The sequence below is a fragment of the Dyella soli genome (genome assembly GCF_054482295.1).
Window position 1 is genome coordinate 568,378 of record NZ_JBTFFU010000001.1, and the last position, 19,501, is coordinate 587,878.

The 19,501-nt window shown below is 67.3% G+C and carries 17 protein-coding genes; 8 read left to right on the forward strand and 9 right to left on the reverse strand.

The window, feature by feature from the left end; all coding sequences use genetic code 11:
- Window positions 1-47: 47 nt before the first annotated feature.
- Together ACXU4B_RS02725 and ACXU4B_RS02730 are read left to right on the forward strand one after the other, a co-directional pair.
- Window positions 48-293 carry a hypothetical protein gene (locus ACXU4B_RS02725; protein ID WP_131407540.1) on the forward strand — a complete coding sequence of 82 codons (246 nt, stop codon included), beginning with the start codon at window positions 48-50 and terminating at the stop codon, window positions 291-293.
- Window positions 294-444: 151 nt separating this feature from the next.
- Window positions 445-1,098: a response regulator gene (locus ACXU4B_RS02730; protein ID WP_131407542.1), complete on the forward strand. Its 654-nt coding sequence runs from the start codon at window positions 445-447 to the stop codon at window positions 1,096-1,098.
- A gap of 80 nt (window positions 1,099-1,178) precedes the next feature.
- Here the strand turns inward: ACXU4B_RS02730 and ACXU4B_RS02735 are convergent, their stop codons facing one another.
- Complete coding sequence (locus ACXU4B_RS02735; RefSeq protein WP_131407544.1) at window positions 1,179-4,253, reverse strand: Rne/Rng family ribonuclease; 3,075 nt, start codon at window positions 4,251-4,253, stop codon at window positions 1,179-1,181.
- Between the two features lie 342 nt (window positions 4,254-4,595).
- Between ACXU4B_RS02735 and ACXU4B_RS02740 the strand changes: the two genes are divergently transcribed.
- On the forward strand, window positions 4,596-5,609 hold the full coding sequence (locus ACXU4B_RS02740; protein WP_131410266.1) for an RluA family pseudouridine synthase: 1,014 nt from the start codon (window positions 4,596-4,598) through the stop codon (window positions 5,607-5,609).
- Here the strand turns inward: ACXU4B_RS02740 and ACXU4B_RS02745 are convergent.
- Together ACXU4B_RS02745 and ACXU4B_RS02750 are read right to left on the reverse strand one after the other, a co-directional pair.
- Window positions 5,577-7,118: a CPBP family intramembrane glutamic endopeptidase gene (locus tag ACXU4B_RS02745; RefSeq protein WP_131407546.1), complete on the reverse strand. Its 1,542-nt coding sequence runs from the start codon at window positions 7,116-7,118 to the stop codon at window positions 5,577-5,579. The two genes, ACXU4B_RS02740 and ACXU4B_RS02745, sit on opposite strands and share 33 nt — an antisense overlap.
- Window positions 7,115-7,456 carry a 4a-hydroxytetrahydrobiopterin dehydratase gene (locus ACXU4B_RS02750; protein ID WP_131407548.1) on the reverse strand — a complete coding sequence of 114 codons (342 nt, stop codon included), beginning with the start codon at window positions 7,454-7,456 and terminating at the stop codon, window positions 7,115-7,117. Before ACXU4B_RS02750 ends, ACXU4B_RS02745 begins: the two co-directional genes overlap by 4 nt.
- A gap of 141 nt (window positions 7,457-7,597) precedes the next feature.
- Here ACXU4B_RS02750 and ACXU4B_RS02755 point away from each other — a divergent pair, with 141 nt between their 5' ends.
- Window positions 7,598-8,206, forward strand: a complete 609-nt coding sequence (locus ACXU4B_RS02755; RefSeq protein ID WP_131407550.1) for an NfuA family Fe-S biogenesis protein — start codon at window positions 7,598-7,600, stop codon at window positions 8,204-8,206.
- A gap of 75 nt (window positions 8,207-8,281) precedes the next feature.
- Here ACXU4B_RS02755 and ACXU4B_RS02760 read toward each other — a convergent pair whose 3' ends face one another.
- The gene (locus ACXU4B_RS02760) at window positions 8,282-8,635 is read right to left on the reverse strand and encodes a c-type cytochrome (protein WP_131407552.1); all 354 of its coding nucleotides are present in this window, start codon (window positions 8,633-8,635) and stop codon (window positions 8,282-8,284) included.
- Between the two features lie 18 nt (window positions 8,636-8,653).
- The gene (locus tag ACXU4B_RS02765) at window positions 8,654-8,977 is read right to left on the reverse strand and encodes a c-type cytochrome (protein WP_131407554.1); all 324 of its coding nucleotides are present in this window, start codon (window positions 8,975-8,977) and stop codon (window positions 8,654-8,656) included.
- Window positions 8,978-9,161: 184 nt separating this feature from the next.
- Between ACXU4B_RS02765 and ACXU4B_RS02770 the strand changes: the two genes are divergently transcribed.
- On the forward strand, window positions 9,162-10,322 hold the full coding sequence (locus ACXU4B_RS02770) for a glycoside hydrolase family 18 protein (RefSeq protein ID WP_131407556.1): 1,161 nt from the start codon (window positions 9,162-9,164) through the stop codon (window positions 10,320-10,322).
- 506 nt (window positions 10,323-10,828) lie between these two features.
- Here ACXU4B_RS02770 and ACXU4B_RS02775 read toward each other — a convergent pair.
- The 4 genes from ACXU4B_RS02775 to ACXU4B_RS02790 all read right to left on the reverse strand — a co-directional run bounded on the left by ACXU4B_RS02775 (window position 10,829) and on the right by ACXU4B_RS02790 (window position 14,699).
- The gene (locus tag ACXU4B_RS02775) at window positions 10,829-12,061 is read right to left on the reverse strand and encodes a TraB/GumN family protein (protein WP_131407558.1); all 1,233 of its coding nucleotides are present in this window, start codon (window positions 12,059-12,061) and stop codon (window positions 10,829-10,831) included.
- A gap of 85 nt (window positions 12,062-12,146) precedes the next feature.
- On the reverse strand, window positions 12,147-13,037 hold the full coding sequence (locus tag ACXU4B_RS02780; RefSeq protein WP_131407560.1) for a carbon-nitrogen hydrolase: 891 nt from the start codon (window positions 13,035-13,037) through the stop codon (window positions 12,147-12,149).
- Between the two features lie 139 nt (window positions 13,038-13,176).
- Window positions 13,177-14,211, reverse strand: a complete 1,035-nt coding sequence (locus tag ACXU4B_RS02785) for an agmatine deiminase family protein (RefSeq protein WP_131407562.1) — start codon at window positions 14,209-14,211, stop codon at window positions 13,177-13,179.
- 149 nt (window positions 14,212-14,360) lie between these two features.
- Window positions 14,361-14,699, reverse strand: a complete 339-nt coding sequence (locus ACXU4B_RS02790) for a hypothetical protein (RefSeq protein WP_131410269.1) — start codon at window positions 14,697-14,699, stop codon at window positions 14,361-14,363.
- A gap of 173 nt (window positions 14,700-14,872) precedes the next feature.
- Here ACXU4B_RS02790 and ACXU4B_RS02795 point away from each other — a divergent pair, with 173 nt between their 5' ends.
- From ACXU4B_RS02795 to recJ, 3 genes are read left to right on the forward strand one after another with little or no spacing between them, the layout of a single operon-like run.
- The gene (locus ACXU4B_RS02795) at window positions 14,873-16,783 is read left to right on the forward strand and encodes an ABC-F family ATP-binding cassette domain-containing protein (RefSeq protein ID WP_131407564.1); all 1,911 of its coding nucleotides are present in this window, start codon (window positions 14,873-14,875) and stop codon (window positions 16,781-16,783) included.
- 8 nt (window positions 16,784-16,791) lie between these two features.
- Window positions 16,792-17,712, forward strand: coding sequence for a phosphoglycerate mutase (locus ACXU4B_RS02800; protein ID WP_131410271.1), 921 nt, complete (start codon window positions 16,792-16,794; stop codon window positions 17,710-17,712).
- Complete coding sequence (recJ, locus tag ACXU4B_RS02805; protein WP_131407566.1) at window positions 17,673-19,430, forward strand: single-stranded-DNA-specific exonuclease RecJ; 1,758 nt, start codon at window positions 17,673-17,675, stop codon at window positions 19,428-19,430. Before ACXU4B_RS02800 ends, recJ begins: the two co-directional genes overlap by 40 nt.
- Window positions 19,431-19,501: the final 71 nt, after the last annotated feature.

Sequence of the window (19,501 nt, forward strand, 5' to 3'; positions counted from 1 at the left end):
GCGCCGACAGGGTGCTCGGCGCAGGTTGCGCGCATCCGGGAGCAAGCATGAGTGTGATCCGGCTTCTTGGCCCTTATGACGATCGCGTGGCGGCCGAGCTCCCCGAGGGCTATGTCGTGGGCACCTGTCCCGGCGACTGCGTGATGGCTGCGGGCGCTGCCGTCACTGGCGTATTGAGGTGCACCGGCGAGCAGCGCTGGACGGATGAGCATGGCCATGTCATGACCGTCGTCGTCGAAGATTTTGACCTCGATGATCAAGGGCTCAGGGACTGGTCCACCGGCCTGGAGTAGCAGCCGCGACCGACCTTCGAATCGCCTTGTAGGGGAACTTCATTTTGATTCGTAGGACGACGCGGAGCATGCGTTTCCAAGGCGCTTCAGGTGCTTGCATATAGCGAAGCCGCGGCCTAAGGTCATTCAATCTACCCAAGGAGGGCGCCTGGTGATCAAGGTGGTTTTGATTGACGACCACGAGCTGGTGCGTACGGGATTCAGGATGATCCTGCAGCAGCAGCCAGACATACAGATTAGCGGCGAAGCGGGCACGGCCGAGGAGGGTTTGCGGCTCATCCGCGCCAAGGCGCCGGACATCGCGCTGGTGGACGTGCACATGCCTGGCATGAGCGGCATCGAGCTGACCGAGCGCGTCTCCCGTTCCAAGTTGCCTACCCACATCATCATCGTCACCGTGGTTGACGATGCGCGCTTTCCCAAGCGTCTGCTCGATGCCGGCGCGCTGGGTTACCTGACCAAGGGCTGCACGGCGGCCGAGTTGACCGACGCGGTACGCCAGGTGGCCCATGGTCGCCGCTACCTCGCGCCCGCGGTGGCGCAGCAGCTTGCGCTGGCCACGCTGGATGGCGAAGGTTCGCCGTTCGACGCGCTTTCGAGCCGGGAACTGGAAGTGGCCATGATGCTCGTGCGCGGCAAGGCGCTGACCATGATCGGCGAGCAGCTGAACCTCAGTCCCAAGACCGTCTCGACGTACAAGCAGCGGTTGATGGAGAAACTGCAGGTCGACCACGTCATCAGCCTGGCGCACCTCATGACCATCCACGGCCTGCTGGATACGCACAACAACCAGGTCGGGAACTGAAACCTGCCGGTCGTCAGGGCCCGCGGCATAAAAAAAGCCGGACGCGAAGTCCGGCTTTTTTTTGAGCAGCTTCGCAGGGATCAGCCGTGCGACGCATCCTTCTTGGGCGCGTCGGCTTCGTCGGCCACGGGCTGCTCCGGTGCGGGTGCATGACCCGCGTGCGCCAGCAGATCACCCTGCTTGGGCGTCACCACCGGATTGGCTTCAGTGGCAGGCTGGGCCTGCTCCTGTTGCACCGTCACGGCTTCGACCGGTGCTGCCGGCGCGGCCGTGGGAGCTTCGGCATGCAGCGGCGCGTGGAAGTCGATGGTCGAGCTTTCCGTCGCCGCGGCGGGTTCGGTCTGGACGACTGCCGCCGGCACATGCGTCGTGCTGGCTTCCACATCCGCCGTCAGCGGTGCCGAAGGCGTCGGCTCGACGGCCACGGTCGCATGGACCATGACCGGCTCGGCCGGCACGGCGACGATGGCGGGGGCTTCAGCCTCCACGGCGGGCGCTTCCGGAATCGGCGGCAGCGACGGCAGGTTGAACGACACCGGGGCAACCGCACTCAGCACGTGCTCCGGAGCCTGCTCGACGTGAGTCTCGACGACGGGCGCGGCCTCCACGGGGGCTGCAGCTGCCTGCTCGAACGCATCGGCCGCTGCCGTTGCCTCGGTGGCCCGGACGATCGTCGCAGCCGCTGCGCTGGCCACCACGGCGGCCACGGGCGCAGCCACCTTGGCAGGGCGAGCCGTTTCGACCGGCGCCGGCGTGGCACCCTCGCCACGGTCCTCGTCATCCAGGTCAAAGTTGTCATCGGCGCCGGCTTCGGTGGACGCACCGGCGTTGGTGGCGTCCTCATGGCGACGGCGGCGACGGCCACCGCGGCGTCCACGACGGCGACGCGACTGACTGCCCTCGGACTCGGGCGAGCCCTGGGCTGCGGTCGTTTCCGCGGTCAGTGCGGTTTCGAGGTCCGCGGTCGGGGCAGTCACCGGCTCCCTGGCGAGTTCTGCCACCGGCGCAAGCGGCTGACGCTCCGCCGGCTGGGCCGGCGCGGACGGCTGGGCCGCGGCGACGGGCTGCTGCGGCTGGGCAGGCCGCGGCTGACGCGGCTCCTGCTTGGCCTGCGGCTGCTGTTGCTTGCGTTCCGCCTGCGGCTGACCGGGCTCGGCTTTCGGTTGCTGCTGACGCGGCTCCTGTCGCGTGGCCTGGCCCTGGAGCGGGCGCTGGGACTGGCCCTGTTCATTGCCGCGCTGGCGATTGCCCTTGGCTTGCTGCTGGCCCTTCTGGCCCGGCTTGGCCTCGTCACGGCGCTGCTGCGGCTGCTGGCGGCTGCCCTGCTGGGCGCCCTGGCGGCCGCGCTCGTCGCGACGATTGCCACGGGCACCCGCAGGCGTCGACTCGGATTTCGTCGCGGGTGCGGGTGCGGCGACCGGCTCGGCACTGCTGCGGAACCAGCCGAGCAGGCGCGAGATCACGCCACCGCCGGCGGCCGGCGTGGCGGCGGCCTGGCGTGCCGGCTGGGCCAGCGGCGCAGGCGCGGCGGCGGCAACTTCTTCGCGGACCGGGGCTGGCGTTGACGGCACGATGCCGCTGACGGCGGGCTGCTCGCTGCTGCCGAGGGCCTGGCCCATCTTCGGCACGGCGGAGGCTTCGACCGCGGTGAGGCGCTCGTAGCTGGGCTTGCTGTGCTCGCCCATGTCCGCTTCGCGAATGCGCTGGATCTCGATGTGCGGGGTCTCGAGCTTGTCGTCGGCCACGATGACCACGTGGACCTTGTTGCGCAGCTCGATCTCGACCACGCTCGCACGCTTTTCGTTGAGCATGAAGTTGGCGACCGTCGGCGGCGCCTGCACCAGCACCTGGCCGGTGTTGTCCTTCATGGCGTGCTCTTCGATCAGTCGCAGCGTCGACAGAGCCAGCGATTCCACGCCGCGAATATGGCCATGGCCTTCGCAGCGCGGGCAGACGATCTGGGTGGCTTCGCCCAGCGACGGTCGCAGGCGCTGGCGCGACATCTCGAGCAGGCCAAAGCGCGAGATGCGGCCGATCTGGACACGGGCGCGGTCGAGCTTCAGGGCGTCCTTGAGGCGCTCTTCCACTTCACGCTGGTGCTTGGGGCTGTCCATGTCGATGAAGTCGATCACGATCAGGCCGCCGGCGTCGCGGATGCGCAGCTGGCGGGCGATCTCGACCGCCGCTTCACAGTTGGTGTTGAACGCCGTTTCCTCGATGTCGCTGCCCTTGGTGGCCTTCGACGAGTTGATGTCGACGGCGGTCAGCGCTTCGGTCTGGTCGATCACGATCGAGCCGCCGGAGGGCAGGCGGACCTGGCGGTCGAACGCGCTCTCGATCTGGGTTTCGATCTGGTAGCGCGAGAACAGCGGCGTGTCGTCGCGGTACAGCTTGAGCTTGCGCAGGGCATTGGGCATGACCTGCTGCATGAATTCGCGCGCGTCGTTGTAGAGCGATTCCTCGTCGATGAGGATTTCGCCGATGTCATTGCGCAGGTAGTCGCGCAGGGCGCGAATGAACAGCTTCGACTCCTGGTAGATCAGGAACGGAGCCTTCTGCGAGCCCGCGGCGGTGGAAATCGACTTCCACAACTGCAGCAGGTAGTCGAGGTCCCACTGCAGCTCTTCGGCGTCGCGTCCCATGCCGGCCGTGCGCACGATCAGGCCGACGTCGTCGGGCACAGTCAGGTGCTCCAGCGCTTCCTTGAGCGCCTGCCGGTCTTCACCCTCGATGCGGCGGGACACGCCGCCGGCCTTCGGGTTGTTCGGCATCAGCACCATGTAGCGGCCGGCCAGGCTGATGAAGGTGGTCAGCGCCGCGCCCTTGTTGCCGCGCTCTTCCTTCTCGACCTGCACGACGACTTCCTGGCCTTCCTTGAGGAGGTCGCGGATGTTCGACTTGTTCGGATCCAGGCCCTGCGTGAAGTACTCGCGGGCGATTTCCTTCAGCGGGAGGAAGCCATGGCGTTCGGCGCCGTAGTCGACGAAACAGGCTTCGAGCGAGGGTTCCACGCGGGTGATGCGGCCCTTGTAGATATTGGCCTTTTTCTGCTCGCGGGAGGGGATTTCGATATCAAGATCGTAAAGGGTCTGGCCATCAACGATGGCCACGCGCAACTCTTCACGCTGAGTTGCGTTGATCAACATACGTTTCATTGTAATTTTTCCTCGGCTTGCCGCGCGTCGCGTGCCGCGGTGGCGCCGTCACTGCGGCGGCCTGCCGGGGATCGCGCCGCTGCGGTTAAGCGGCAACATGACGGCGCCGTTTCCGGCTCCGGGATGATTCGTGGCAACACGCTCATCGCCCCGGAACCTCTTGGAACCGGACAAACGACAACCCAAACCGTTACGATGAAAGGGAGCAGCGACCGGCTGCCACATAAGGCGACCGGCGCAATCCTCGCCGACGTCACGGACGGGCATCCCAACTCCACTCCGAACTTCGGCAGGGCGGGATGTAGCGCCGACCGAGTATCCTATTTCGCCAGGTTTTTTTCAATGCAGACGGCAACTTCCCCCGACGCACCTAAAGGTGTGCGTCAAGTCGAGATCGGCCCGGAGCGGGACGGTCAGCGCATCGACAATGCGCTCATGACCCTGCTCAAGGGGGTTCCCAAGAGCATGATCTACCGGCTCCTGCGCACCGGCCAGGTGCGTGTGAACGGCAAGCGCGCGAAACCGGATACGCGTCTCGCGGCCGGTGATACGTTGCGCATCCCGCCGGTGCGGACCGCCGAGAAAGAGGCGACCCAAGGGCCGGCCCCCACCATGGTGGCGGCGGTGGCCGATGCGGTCATCTTCGAGGACAAGCATTTCCTGGCCATCGACAAGCCGGCCGGTATCGCCAGCCACGGCGGTAGCGGCGTGAGTCATGGTGCGATCGAACTGCTGCGGGCAGCGCGCCCCACCGAGCACCTGGAACTGGTGCACCGCCTCGACCGGGATACCAGTGGCGTGCTCGTGTTCGCCAAGACCCGCGCGGGCCTGACCGGCCTGCAGGCGGCCATCCGCGAGGGCGGCGTCACCAAGCAGTACCTGTGCCTGATGGTCGGGCACCCGTCCAAGGCCAAGTTCAACGTCAATGCACCCCTGCTCAAGTCGGTGTTGCAGGGCGGAGAACGGATGGTAAGAGTGTCCGATAACGGCAAGCCATCATTGACTTTTTTCCAGGAAATGGAGCAGTACCCGAGCGCCCGCCTGATGCAGGCGACGCTCGGTACGGGGCGCACGCACCAGATTCGCGTCCATGCCGCCCATATAGGCCACCCGCTGGCGGGTGATCCGAAATACGGCGACAAGGAAATGAACAAGAAATTCAAGGACCTGGGGCTGCAGCGGATGTTCCTGCATGCGTCCCACCTGAGTTTCGAGCTGGATGGCCGGGCGTACAGCTTTTCCGCGCCGCTGCCGGATGATCTGAAGGAGTTCCTGGATGTGCTTGCTGTAAAAGGAAAAAGGATTCGCCGTCTGCAAGAGCATCTACAGGAAAAATCGCGCACTGACCTCAAGTGAGCGCAGCAGGTGGCCGGTCAGGCCGCTTTCGACCAGCAGGGCGCAGGTCGCATGGGCGATCGCCACGGGCAGCAGCCGGGGCGAGCGCAGGAAGCACCAGGCCCACCAGAGTTCCGCCAGCAGGCACAACTGCATCAGCGAGCCATTGGGCGTATGCAGTAACCCGAACAGGCCGGCGGTGACCAGGATGAGCACCGGGCCGGGCAGGTGGGTTTGCCGCAGGCGCCCCATCACGATCCCCAGCATGGCCCATTGTTGCAGGAGCGCCCAGCCGAAATAGGCCAGCACGTGCCGGGGATCCAGCCGGATCAGGCCATGGCCGTCGGCCAGCATCAGGGCCGCGGCGACCGGCAGCGGAAGCAGCGGCCATAGCCAGTCGGGCCAGCGTTCACCGAGCCAGGTCCAGGCGACCGGTCGACGGCGCCACTCGCTCACGCCACCAAAGACCAGTGCCGCGACAAAGGCGATGACGCCCGGAACGGACACCTGGGGTCCCCAGCGCAGTCCCGCGATCAGCCACAGCGGACCGGCCGCAATGGCGGCGACTTCCACGGCGGGGCGGGTGCGTTCACGGGTCTGGCGCCAGGTGAGCCACGCCAGCCAGGCCAGATAGGCGCCGCAGGTCGCCCAGTCCAGCCAGGAAGGCATGCTGCCCGGAAGCGTCGGCGACAACGCTTGCCCCGCCGGCAGCACCAGGGCGGCAGGCCAGCGCTGCCGGGCCAGGTCGCGCAGGGCGAGCATCGCTTCGGGCGAAGCGTCGCGCGGCAGGCGCACCAGGGGAGCGACCAGCGGGTCACCGGCCGCTACCGCGGCGTCCGATCCGCCATGCCCGGCGCCGGCGGGGAGCGGCAGCCGCACGTCGGCGGTGTCTGCGCTGATGCTCCGCGGCAGGTCGGGCGGCTGCCGCGCCAGCAGGGCGGCTTGCCCGACCACCACGGTGGCGCGTGCGGGCAGCTGGAGGCGCAGGCGCAACATGTAGCTGACGACGGTCGGAGGACGACAGATCCCACCCGTGGCGGAGCGCCAGGACAGGCCATGCAGATCGACCACCTGCTCCTCCGTGCCCGGGTCGATGCGGGCCGCGCCGAGCGCCAGGCAGGCCTGGCTGAACTCGCCGGCCTGATAGCTCAGGCCAAGCTGGCCGGCGGCGTCGCTGTGCAGGCGCAGGCGCAGCAAGGGCCAGTGGGCGAGATCCGCCGGTTCGGCCAGCGGCAGGCCGAGTTCGAATGCGGAGCCGTTGCGGCTGGTGAGGCGCAGGCCCGCCGGGTCGCTGGCGAGGTCCACCGGGCCAAAGGCGCGTCCGGCGACCAGGTCGGCCGGCCTTCGCAGCGTCCACTGCCACAAGGGCTGGCCATCGCGCAGCGTCGCCAGCCCCTGGCGCGCGTCATCGGCCAGTCGTCCCCGGGTAATCCAGTCCGATACCGCCGCCATGGCCCACAGCAGCAACAGCACCGCCACCACGAAGCCCGCGGCGGCGGCGAATCGATGCCTGGCGCGCGGCGTGCTCAACGCTCGAGCAAGGCCTCGACGCGAGCGGCGCAGATGAAGTCGTTGAGCGACAGTCCACCGACATCATGGGTCGACCACAGCACCTGGCAGTGGCCATAGCCCGCCTCGAGGTCGGGGTGGTGGTCTTCCTGGTTGGCCATGAAGCCCACTGCGTTGATGAAGCCGAGCGTGTGGTGGAAGTCGGCAAACCTGAAGGCCTTCACGATGGCCTTGCCGTCCGCGCTGACTTGCCAGCCCGGTAGCGAGCCGAGCAGCTCCTTGACCGCGGTCGCGTCCAGTGCGTGCTCCTTGCCCTTGCGTGGCGTGCAGTGCTGGCTGGCGAGTGGGCTGAGGCTCATGGCGATGCTTCCGTGATGGAGGTGAAGGGTGCGAAGCGTCGAAGCTCGGCGCACAAAAGTCAAAAGGCGAGCAGCGGAATCAAAACAGGACTAAAATGGTGCTGTATTTCCGGCATGGCCGGTGTTTAGGCTGGAGTAGACATGATCGATATTTCAGAACGCGCACAGAAGCACTTCCTGCGACTGCTTTCCCAGCAGGGCATCGATGGGCTGGGCATACGCCTGCGCGTCACCGCCCCGGGCACGCCGGCGGCCAATTGCGAGCTGGAGTTCGTGGAGCCCGACGAGCTCAGCGGCCAGGAATGGACCATCGTCTGCGACGGTTTCGACTTCCACGTCGATGGCGACAGCGCGTCCTGGCTGGAGGGCGCCAGCATCGATTTCGAGCCCAATGCCACGGGCGGCCAGCTCAATATCCGCGCGCCGCGCATCAAGGGTGCCATCCCGGGGCAGGAAGCCGGCCTGATCGAACGCGTGCGTTATGTGCTGGAGGCGGAAATCAATCCCAAGGTCGCCTCGCACGGCGGGCGCGTTACCTTGCTGGAAGTGGACGCCAACGGCGTGGTGTTGCTGCAGTTCGGTGGCGGCTGCCACGGTTGCGGCATGGTCGATGTCACCCTGAAGAACGGCGTGGAAAAGACCCTGCGCGAACGCGTGCCCGAGATCACGGCCGTGCGTGATGCCACCGACCACAGCGGCGGCAGCAATCCGTACTACAGCAAGCACGAAGGGCAGTCTGCCCTGGGTTGAGATCGGATCCTTCCGGACCAGACAGGAAGGCCCGCGCAAGGCGGGCCTTCGGTGTTACGGCGAGCCGGGCGGCGCTTACTTGTCGCCCTGGATATGACCCTGCAGCGTGTCGAGTTTGGTCGGCTGGCTGGAGAAGTAGGCAGCGACGTCCTCGATGTCCTGTTCGGACAGGGTGGCGACGAAGCCCTTCATGATCGGGTTGCTGCGCTGACCGCTCTTGTACTCGTGCAGCGCCTGCTGGAGGTACATGTTGTACTGGCCGGCGAGGCGCGGGTACTGCGGGTCGACCGCGTTGCCATCGGTGCCATGGCAGGCGAAGCAGGTGGCGGCCTTCTGCTTGCCATTCTCGATGCTGCCGGCGGCCAGGAGCTGGGTCGAGGCGAACGCCAGGACGGCGCCGAATGAAAGCAGGGTGAGTGCACGTTTCATGCGGGAAGAGTCCTTGGCTTACTTGGCGAGGCTGGAAAGATAGGCGGCGACATCGTCGATGTCCTTGTCGGACAGGCTCTGCGCCTGCGCCGTCATCGTCGGGTGGTTGCGCTCGCCCGACTTGTAGCCGTGCAACGCGTTGACGATGTACTGCTGGTTCTGACCGGCAATGCGCGGCACCGGATAGTTCGGGTACGCGTTGGAGTAGCCCGGCACGCCGTGGCAGCCATTGCAGGTGTAGATCAGTTTCCGTCCGGCGGCCTTGTCACCCTCGGCATGCACGCTGGCAGTGGCGAGAAGAGCTGAGGCCACGGTAAGGCCGAGCAATTGCAGTCGAGTCATCGAGATCATTCCCACGATTCCGGCGGGTACATGGTGAAAAGTCGCGGAAGTATAGTGGTTGCATTCACAAACGGACAACATGTCGCAAGCCACTGATTCTCATCAGTGCGAAGTCTGACCATGGTGGAATGGCGTGGCGCTGCCGCATCGAGAGCGCCGTGAGACCAGACAAAGGGGAGCTTGCATGACGCGGATCGCGGGAACGCCGGCGGGTCGACGCGGATGGCGATGGGTTGCCGGGTGGCTGTTGGCGACCGGCGTGGTCTTGTGCGGCGCCGACACGTGGGCGACCTCGGCCACCACGCACCTGCGTATCGTCGGCTACGTATTGGATGCCAGTCCGTTGCCCCACGTGAGCCCCGACAAGCTGGACGTCGTCAACTACGCTTTTGCGCGTCTCGAGCCCGGCGGTGAGGTGATCTTCCCCAGCCCGACCGCCGGCGGGACGCTGGCGGCCCTGACCGGCCTGCGCAAGGGCCATCCCGAACTCAAGGTCATGGTGTCGATCGGGGGCTGGGGCGCCGATCATTTCTCCGATGTAGCGCTCGCCGAGAGCTCGCGCCAGCGCATGGCCGACAGCGTGGCCACGCTGATCGAGCAGCACGATGTCGATGGCGTCGATCTGGACTGGGAATATCCGACCCTCGCCGGCGCAGGCATCGGCCATCGCCCGGAGGACAAACGCAATTTCAGCCTGCTGCTGGAAACGCTGCGCGCGCGGCTGGACCGGCTCGGCGCTGCGCATGGCGGACGCCACTACCTGCTGAGCATCGCCGCGGCGGACAGCGAATTCGTGCAGGGCATCGAACTGCAGCGCGTGTCGCGCTCGCTCGACTGGATCAACCTGATGACCTACGACTTCCACAACAGCCTGACGCCCACGACGGGCCATCACGCGGGACTGCACCTGTCGGATGTCGCTCCCGCGGAGGATCGTGCGGGCGACAAGGCAGTGGCGCAGTTTCTCGCGGCCGGCGTGCCGGCGCGGAAACTCAATCTTGGCGTCGCGTTCTACGGGCGTGCCTTCACCGGCGTCGATCCGGCCCACGACGGTTTGCAGCAGAAGTACGCCAGGTACGCGGGCGATCCGTCATGGCGCGAACTGGTGGCCAGCTACATCGACAAGAACGGCTACGTGCGGCACTGGGATGCCAGGGCGCAGGCGCCGTATCTGTGGAATGCCGCGACGCGCAGCTTCGTGAGTTACGAGGACCCGCAGTCGCTGCGCGCCAAGGTGGATTTCGTGAAGGCGAAGGGACTGGGCGGGGTCATGTATTGGGAGCACGGCCTGGATCGCGACGAGGAGTTGCTGGGGGTGTTGGATGAGGCGCTGGGCAGGCACTGATCCTTGCTCGTGGTACTGGCGTCGGCCGGGGGCCAGTTTCTGTATCGCTCGATTGTCGCCATACGACGACCGGGCCGCCTGCGCGGCGGGCGTTTCGATCGCCTGCCGGCGCTCGAGTCACTTTTCTCTTGCTGGCCCACGCACGCGCAGGAGCGCGTGCGAACGGCGAAGCCGGCCCGAAGGGCGGAGGGCAGGATGCCCGGAGTCAAAGAAAAGTAACCCAAAGAGAATGGCCTCAAAGGCTGGCAGCATTGTGTCGGGATAAGCCTTGCACGCTCGAGGCGCGTCCAACGCGACACTCATGGGAGGGTGCCTGCGAATACTGCGTAGCGCTGCGCAACGCGCCCGAATCGCTGAGGACTTAAAGCGGGGGCTCGCTACGCATCGCCTTTGCTTTGGCTGGTTTTCGCGGCGCGCCCACTGCTCCCTCTCCCCTCCGGGGAGAGGGTTGGGGTGAGGGGCGGGTGCTCGCCTCGAGACGGCACTTTGCCGTCTTTCCCACGTGCTTAGAACAGGCTCTTCACGATGTGAATGCCGGCGGTGTATTCGCCGATGATGGTGCCGAGGCTTACCAGGAAGAAGTTGAGCAGCGTGCGTGCCACGCGGTTGCTCCACCAGCCGCGCCAGTGGCCGATGTCGTCGCGCAGGGTGTCGAAATCCGCCACGCGTGGGCGGCGCACCCAGGCTTCCACCATCGCGCTGATGCCGCCCGAGGGAATGCCGGGGCGGAACGGTTTGATCGGGGCCGCGATGAAGGCCGCAAGCACGCTCAACGGGTGCGCGCCGGCGATGATCGCGCCGATGGCGGAAAAGCCGCCGGTATAGAGCACCCAGTCGCGCAACGCTGCCGCACCCAGCGTGGTGTTGCGGTGGAAGGCGAAGCCGATGGCCGCGAAGATGGCCAGCACCAGACCGATCGCCAGCCACTTTGGCCAGCGCGCCTTCGGCGGCGTGCTCGCCAGTTGCCCGGCAAGCGTCGAAGGGTCGTCCTGCTGCGTGCGCAGCAGCTCGCACAGGCCTTTCAGGTGGCCGGCGCCGATCACCACCAGGACGCGGCGGCCGGCAGCAAAGCCGCTGGATGCCGCCTGTTCGCGCAATCGCGCGGCCATATAGGCATCGCGCTCGGCGATCAGGCTGCGATAGAGCGGCGCCGATTCGCTGGCGAACTCGCTGAAGGCGCTTTCCAGCATGTCGCCTTGCTTGAGTTTCTCGATCTCGACTTCTTCGATCTGCTGGCGTTCGAACACGCTGGCGATGAGTCCGCCGAGCAGGCCGAAGCGCTGCCAGAAACCGACGCTGTGCCAGGCGCGCTTGAGCGTGGTGCCGACTTCGCGGTCCACCAGCCACACCGGCAGCGCGCGCTGATCGGCGCCGTCCATCGCGGCCTTCATTTCCGCGCCCGGCTGGATGCCGTACTGCTCGGCAAGGCGCTTCTGGAACGAGGAAAGCACCAGGCTCGCGGCCACCATGCCGGCCTTGCCCTGGCGGATCACCTGGAACAGGTCCATCTGCTTGAACGCGTCCGGATCGCGCATGCCCTGGGCACGGCTGTCGCACAGTTCGACGGCGACGGCATCGAACGGCTCGTGCGCCAGCAAGGCATCGACCGCTTCCACGCTCGTGCGCGATACGTGCGCCGTGCCGAGCACGACGTATTCCACGCCGCCACGCGTCACGCGCTCGATCGGCTGGTCGCGCAGCACGGGGGGCAGGGAATCGGCGATATCGGAAAGGCTCATGCGCGGCGTCGGTGTGGCGGAGTAATCACTGCATGGGGATGGCAGGCGTGGCGTACAAGCCGCGCCGCCGGCGATCGGGCCCGAATCAGTCGCGGAAGCGCTTGAGCAGGTCGCCGTAGGCATCGATGCGACGGTCGCGCAGGAATGGCCAGATGCGGCGCACGTGCTCGCTGCGCGCCATGTCCACCTCGACCACCAGCAATTCGCGCTGGTCCGTGCCGGCCTGCGCGAGGAATTCGCCCTGCGGTCCGGCCACGAAGCTCGTGCCCCAGAACTGGATGCCGTTGCCCACGCCGGCGGCGTCGGCCTCGTAACCCGTGCGGTTGCACGACAACAGCGGCAGGCCATTGGCCACCGCGTGGCCCCGCTGCACGGTCACCCATGCCTCGCGCTGGCGGTCCTTCTCGGCCTGGTCGTCCTGCGGGTCCCAGCCGATGGCGGTGGGATAAAGCAGGAGATCGGCGCCGGCCAGCGCCATCAGGCGGGCGGCCTCCGGATACCACTGGTCCCAGCACACCAGCACGCCAAGGCGGCCCACCGAGGTATCGATGGGGTCGAAGCCCAGGTCGCCCGGCGTGAAATAGAACTTTTCGTAGAACGCCGGATCGTCCGGGATGTGCATCTTGCGGTACTTGCCCGCGATGGCCGCCGAGCGATCGAACACCACGGCGGTGTTGTGGTACAGGCCGGTGGCGCGCTTCTCGAACAGCGACGCGACCACGACCAGCTTCAGCTCCTCGGCCAGCTTGCCGATGCGCGCCGTGCTGTGGCCCGGAATCGTCTCGGCGAGGTCGAACTCGTCCACCGACTCGCGCTGGCAAAAATAGGGGCCGTTGTGCAGTTCCTGCAGCAACACCAGTTCGACACCGCGGGCGGCGGCTTCGCGCAGGCCGGCTTCGATGGCGTCGAGGTTGGCGTCGCGGCTGCCGCGATCGGTTTCCTGCAGCAGGGCGACTTTGAGGGTCTTGCGGGTCATCGGCATGTTCTCTGATGGCGTCTGCCGGCAAGGGCAGTCCGCCCAGTCTAGCGGATAGGTGCTACCGGCTCGGTTCGCGCCGGCCCGGGGATGTCGACATGGGGCCGCCGCACGCGCGTTTCCAGCGTGCGGCGTGGGCTCAGACGATGCCGGCCGGCAACTGCATGGTGATGCAGTGCAGGCTGCCGTTCTGCCAGATCAGCGGGCGGCACGGCACCTGCACGATCTCGCGGCCCGGATGGGCCTGGCCGATGATGCGTGCCGCTTCGTCGTCACGGGCATCGCCGTAGGCGGGCACCAGCACGGCGCCATTGACGATCAGGTAGTTCGCATAGGACGCGGCGAGCCGACGACCTTCGTCGATGATCGGTTGTGCCCAGGGCAGCGGGTACAGCTGGTACGGACGGCCGTCGGGCGTGCGCAGCGCGGCCAGTTCCTCGCCCATGCGCCTGAGTTCGTCGAAGTGGCGGTCGCTGGCGTCGTCGCAGGCCTGATAGACGATGCGGTCGCCCGGCGCGAAACGCGCCAGCGTGTCGATGTGCGCGTCGGTGTCATCGCCTTCGAGATAGCCGTAATCCAGCCACAGCACGCGACGGGCGTGCAGGCTGTCGGCGAGGATCCGGCTCATCGCCTCGCGCGACTGTTCGGGGTGGCGCTGGTTCAGGCAACGCCAGGTGGTCAGCACGGTGCCGGCGCCATCGCTTTCGATGCCGCCGCCTTCCAGCGCCCAGTCCACGCGCTGGTGCGCGGCCTTGCCAAACACGCCTTCGCCGACCAGCCCGGCGACCAGGGCGTCGTCCTGCTCGGCGCCGAACTTGCCGCCCCAGCCGGTGAAGCGGAAATCGGTCAGCTGGAATGCGCCGCCGTCGCCCTGGAGCGTGATCGGGCCGGAATCGCGCAGCCAGGTGTCGTCATAGGGCAATTCCACCAGCCGGACCCTGGACAGGTCGATGCCCTCGATGCCGAGCAGGGACTGCACGCGGATGCGCAGTTCGTGGTCGGCCACCACGATGATCAACGACTGGAAGCGGGTGACCGCGGCGGCGAGCGCCACATAGGTCGTTTCCACTTCGGCGAGGCGGTCGGCCCAGTCGGTGCCGGCGTGCGGCCAGGCGATCAGCACGGCCGCTTGCGGCTCCCATTCGGCCGGTAGGCGCAGGCTCAGGTCAGTCATCGTTGCCAGTTCTCTTGCATCGGGGAAAGCGGCCTCGCGCCAGGGGCGGGCCACGCGGGATGCGAAGTGTAGTCGATGCGACGGCAGGGCATCGGAAACGACAACGCGGCCCGTGTCGCCACGGGCCGCGCCGTCAGGGCATCAGTCGATCAGTTGACCGAGGCCGGATTGGTATTGTTGCCCGCCGGCGTATTGAGCACGGCGTGGATCACGTGGCTGTTCTCGAAGTACACGATGAAGTTGGAGTAGTCCCAACGATTGATCACCGGATGCCTGGCGCTGTCGCCACCCCGCGGGGTGAGCTTGCGCTGCGGCGCGCCGTACTTCTTTTCGACCTGATCCATGCTCATGCCGCGCAAAGGCAGGTCCATGCCCTGTTCCTGCTGCACGCGGTTGATGAGTACGTCTTCGGCGTGCGACGGGGCGGGCGCGGAAGCGCCGACCGCGGCCAGCAGCACGATGGACAGGCTGATGCTGAGCTTGCTGATTCCGTACTTATTCACGGGTCCCCTCTCCGCGCAAGGCGTTGCCGCGTCGTTTTAACAGAACTACCAGGGCTATTCCACGTGAATCTGCAACGAATGCGATGGGGTGGGCATTCGCTGCAGGTATCATGGCCGGCTGCGGGCGGCAGGACGCCCGGTCCGGATAACCTGTTCCCATGATCTCCTTTCGTCGTTTTGCCCTCCGCCGCGGTAGTCGCCTGCTGCTTTCCGACATTGACCTGGTGATCCAGAGCGGCTGGCGCCTGGGCGTGGTCGGGCGCAACGGTTGCGGCAAATCCAGCCTGTTCGCGGCGCTGCAGGGCAAGGTGGACGCCGATGCAGGCGACCTGGACCTGCCCGCGAAGCTGCGCATGGCCTCGGTGGCCCAGGAGACGCCGTCGCTGCCTGACCCCGCCATCGACTATGTGATGGGCGGCGACGAGGAGCTCGCCACGGCGCTGCGCGACGAACTGGACGCACAGGCGCGGGGCGATTCCGAGGCCATGGCCCGCGCGCACCACCGCATCGAGGAACTGCACGGCTACGACGCCCGGGCCCGCGCGGGTCGCCTGCTGCACGGCCTGGGCTTTGCGCCGGAAACCCACGAGGTCCCGGTCAAGGAGTTCTCCGGCGGCTGGCGCGTCCGCCTCAACCTGGCGCGGGCGCTGATGGCGCCCTCCGAATTGCTGCTGCTCGACGAGCCGACCAACCATCTCGACCTCGACGCGGTGTTGTGGCTGGAAGAATGGCTGCGTCGCTACCAGGGCACGCTGCTGGTGATCTCGCATGACCGCGAGTTCCTCGACGGCGTCATCACCCATACGCTGCATCTCAATGATGGCGGCGCCAAGCTCTACACGGGCAACTACAGCGCGTTTGAACGCCTGCGTGCCGAGCAACTGCGCCAGCAGCAGATCGCCCACGAACGCGAGCAGGCCGAACGCGCGCACCTGCAATCGTTCGTGGATCGCTTCAAGGCCAAGGCAAGCAAGGCCAAGCAGGCGCAGTCGCGCGTCAAGCGCCTGGAGAAGCTCGCCGGCACCGAGGCGGTGCGCGCCGAGCGACCATTCCGCTTCCAGTTCGCCGTGCCTGACCGCCTGCCGGACTCGATGCTGCAGCTGGAAGAGGTCGTCGCCGGCTACCCGGGTGACGGCCAGGCGCCAGCCACGACCATCCTGCACGACGTGCGCTTCCGGCTCGAGGCGGGCGAGCGCATCGGCCTGCTGGGTCCCAACGGCGCGGGCAAATCCACCCTGGTGAAGACGCTGGTGGGCGAGCTGGCGACGCTGGGCGGCGAGCGCAAGGCGCACAAGGACCTGAAGATCGGCTACTTCGCGCAGCACACGGTCGAGAGCCTGCGCGAAGGCGCCTCGCCGTTCGATCACCTGCAGGACAAGGCACCGGGTGTCGGCGCGCAGGCAATGCGCGATTTCCTTGGTACGTGGAATTTCGCCGGTGACCGCGCCTTTGAATCGGTGGACGGCTTCTCGGGCGGCGAACGTGCGCGTCTCGCGCTGGCGCTGATCGCGTGGGACAAGCCCAACCTGCTGCTGCTCGACGAGCCCACCAATCATCTCGACCTGGACATGCGCGAGGCGCTGGCCGATGCGCTGGCCGAATTCGACGGCGCGCTCGTGCTGGTGTCGCATGATCGCCATCTGCTGGGCCTGGTCTGCGACAGCTTCTGGCGCGTGGCCGACGGCGAGGCGATCGGCTTCGACGGCGACCTGGACGACTATGCACGCTGGTTGCGCAGTCGCGGGGCCACCAACAAGAAGGCCAAGAAGGCCGGCGCGGAAGCCAGGCCCGCGGCCCCGGTCGAATCGGCGGACGAGCGTCGCCGTCGCGTCGCCGCGCAACGCGACAACGAAAAGGCCACGCGCCTGCGCGTGAAGAAGATCGAGACGCGCGTCGCCAGCATCGAAGGCGAGCTGGCCACGCTGGAGGCGAAGCTGGCGGCCCCGGAAACCTACAACGGCCCGACGTCGGAGATGATGCGGCTGGGGCAGCTGCAGACCGAGTTGCGCCGCGAGAAGGAAACCCTCGAAGGCGAGTGGCTTGAACTCTACGAGCAGCTGGAGGCGTGAGCCGGCCGATGGGCGTGCAAGCACTGAAGCCGCTGGAACTCTGGTTGCCGGACCTGGCCCGCTTTGACGCCGGCCATCCACTGCGCGCCTTGCTGCGCAAGGCCGATCGGCTGGATGGCGGTGCAAGGGGTTATCTCGGAGGACTCGCGGATCGCTTTGCGCTGCCAGAGGGCTTGCCGGCGGCGGCATTGCGGCGGGAGATGATGGTGGGCGATGCCGCTGGCAGCCGCTGGCTGTGCGCCGATCCCGCGTGGGTGCAGCCGGATCTCAACGGCGTACGCCTGCTCGCCTGCGGGCGCATGCAGCTGGGCATGGAGGAGGCGCAGGCGCTGGCCGGGCCGCTCAAGCCCGTGTTCGAAGAGGCCGGCATGCTGCTCGAGGTGTCCTCGCCCGATCACTGGCACGTGCGCCTGCCCGATGACGCGCCACTGCCGGCGTTTGCCGCGCCGGAGCAGGCGCTGGGCGAAGACCTGTTTGAACACTTGCCGCAAGGCGCGGATGGCCGCCGCTGGCGGGTGATCCTCAATGAAGTGCAGGTGTTGCTGCACCAGCATCCGGCCAATGCCGAGCGACGCGCCCGCGGCCTGCCGCCGATCAACAGCCTGTGGCTGTGGGGTGGCGGGCGATTGCCCGGGGCGGTGCAGACCCCGCTGGGCGGCGTGATCGGCGACGACGTCCTGCTCTGCGCCCTGGCGAAGCATGCGGGCATCGCCGTGCTGCCGCGTTCGGCCGCGGCCGTAAAGACGGCCATGGCCGGCTGGCTGCTCGACCTGCAGGACCTTCCCGTCGACGAGATCGCCACGACCTGGTGGCCCGGCATCCAGGCACTGGCGCAACGACAGGCGCTGCAACTGAGCTTTGCCAGTGGCGAGCGCTGGCTGCATCGCCCATGGCATCGCTGGCGGTTCTGGCGCGGGAGCGCTGCGTGAGGCCGGTGGGCATTCGCCGCCGCACGCCGCAGGGCACGCCCAGCGGCTGGAGCGATGCCGTCCACCCGGTGTTGCAGCAGGTGTACGCCGCACGCGGCGTGTTGTCTCCCGGGCAGGCCGAGTACCGGCTGGCAAGGCTGCTGTCGCCGCAGCAGCTCGGCGGGCTTGAACAGGCGGTGGCGCTGCTGGCCGAAGCCATTCGCGATGACTGGTCCATCGTCATTGCCGGCGACTACGACTGCGATGGCGCGACGGGTACCGCCGTGGCCGTGCGCGGCTTGCGCATGCTCGGCGCCAGGCACGTCGGTTACGCCGTGCCCAACCGCTTCATCCACGGCTATGGGCTGAGCGAGGCGCTGGTCGAGTCGCTGCAACCCACGCCACGGCTGATCGTCACGGTCGACAACGGCGTGGCGAGCATCGCCGGCGTGGCGGCGGCGCGCAAGCGCGGCATCCGCGTCATCGTCACCGACCATCATCTGCCCGGCGAGCAATTGCCCGCGGCCGATGCGATGGTCAATCCGAACCTCGCCGGCGACGACTTCCCGAGCAAGGCGCTCGCGGGCGTCGGCGTGATGTTCTACCTGCTGCTGGCCTTGCGTGCAGCGTTGCGTGGGCAGGGCATGTTTGCGCCAGGTAGCGAACCGGATCTTTCCACGCTGCTGGACCTCGTGGCGGTGGGGACGGTCGCGGATCTGGTGCCGCTGGATTTCAACAACCGTGTACTGGTGGAAGCCGGCCTGAGGCGGCTGCGCGCCGGCCAGGGTGCCGCGGGCGTGGTGGCGCTGGTGGAAGCGAGCCAGCGCAGCCTCGCCACGTTGTGCGCCAGCGACCTCGGCTATGCCATCGGACCCCGCCTGAATGCCGCGGGGCGGCTGGAAGACATGCGCATCGGCATCGAATGCCTGCTGGCCGATGATGCGATGCAGGCGCGGCACTATGCCGGGCTGCTGAGCGAGATCAACCAGGGGCGTCGCGAACTGCAGGCAACCATGGTGGCCGAGGCGGAAGTGATGGTGGCGCGTGCCGCCGCCACGGACGCCGTGGGCGTCGCGCTGTTCGAGCCGAGCTGGCACGCGGGCGTGGTTGGCCTGGTCGCTTCGAAACTGAAGGAGCGACTGCATCGGCCGGTGGTCGCGTTTGCGCCGGCCAGCGAGGACGAGCCGGGCGCCTTGCGCGGCTCGGCGCGCTCGATCGCCGGGTTCCACATTCGCGATGCGCTGGCGATGATCGACGCGCGCCATCCGGGACTGATCGAACGTTTCGGCGGGCACGCGATGGCCGCGGGGCTGAGCCTTCGCACCGAGGATTACCCGCGTTTTGCTGATGCTTTCGACACGATAGCGCGCGAGTGGCTCGACGAAGATCATCTGCAGGCGGTGCAGCATACCGACGGCGAGCTGCCCGTCGGCGCAGCGACGCTGGAGCTGGCCCGCCAGTTGCGTGCGGCCGGTCCGTGGGGACAGGCATTTCCCGAGCCGGTGTTCGACAACCTGTTCGAATGCGCGAGCTGGAAGGTCATGGGCGAACGCCATCTGCGCCTGAGCCTGCGCGATCCGCGCGACGGTTCGCTGCACGACGCGGTGATGTTCAATGCCTACGAAGGCTCGCCGCCACCGAGCTCTTTCAGGGCCGTCTACGAACTGGTCATCAACGACTGGCAGGGCAGGGAGAGCGCGCGCCTGTTGCTTCGGCATATCGACGCCGCGCCGGGCTGAGCGTCGACGGATCAGATCAGCAGGCCGATCAGATGGACGAGCACGGTTTTCGCCGGGATCACGCTCGGCCA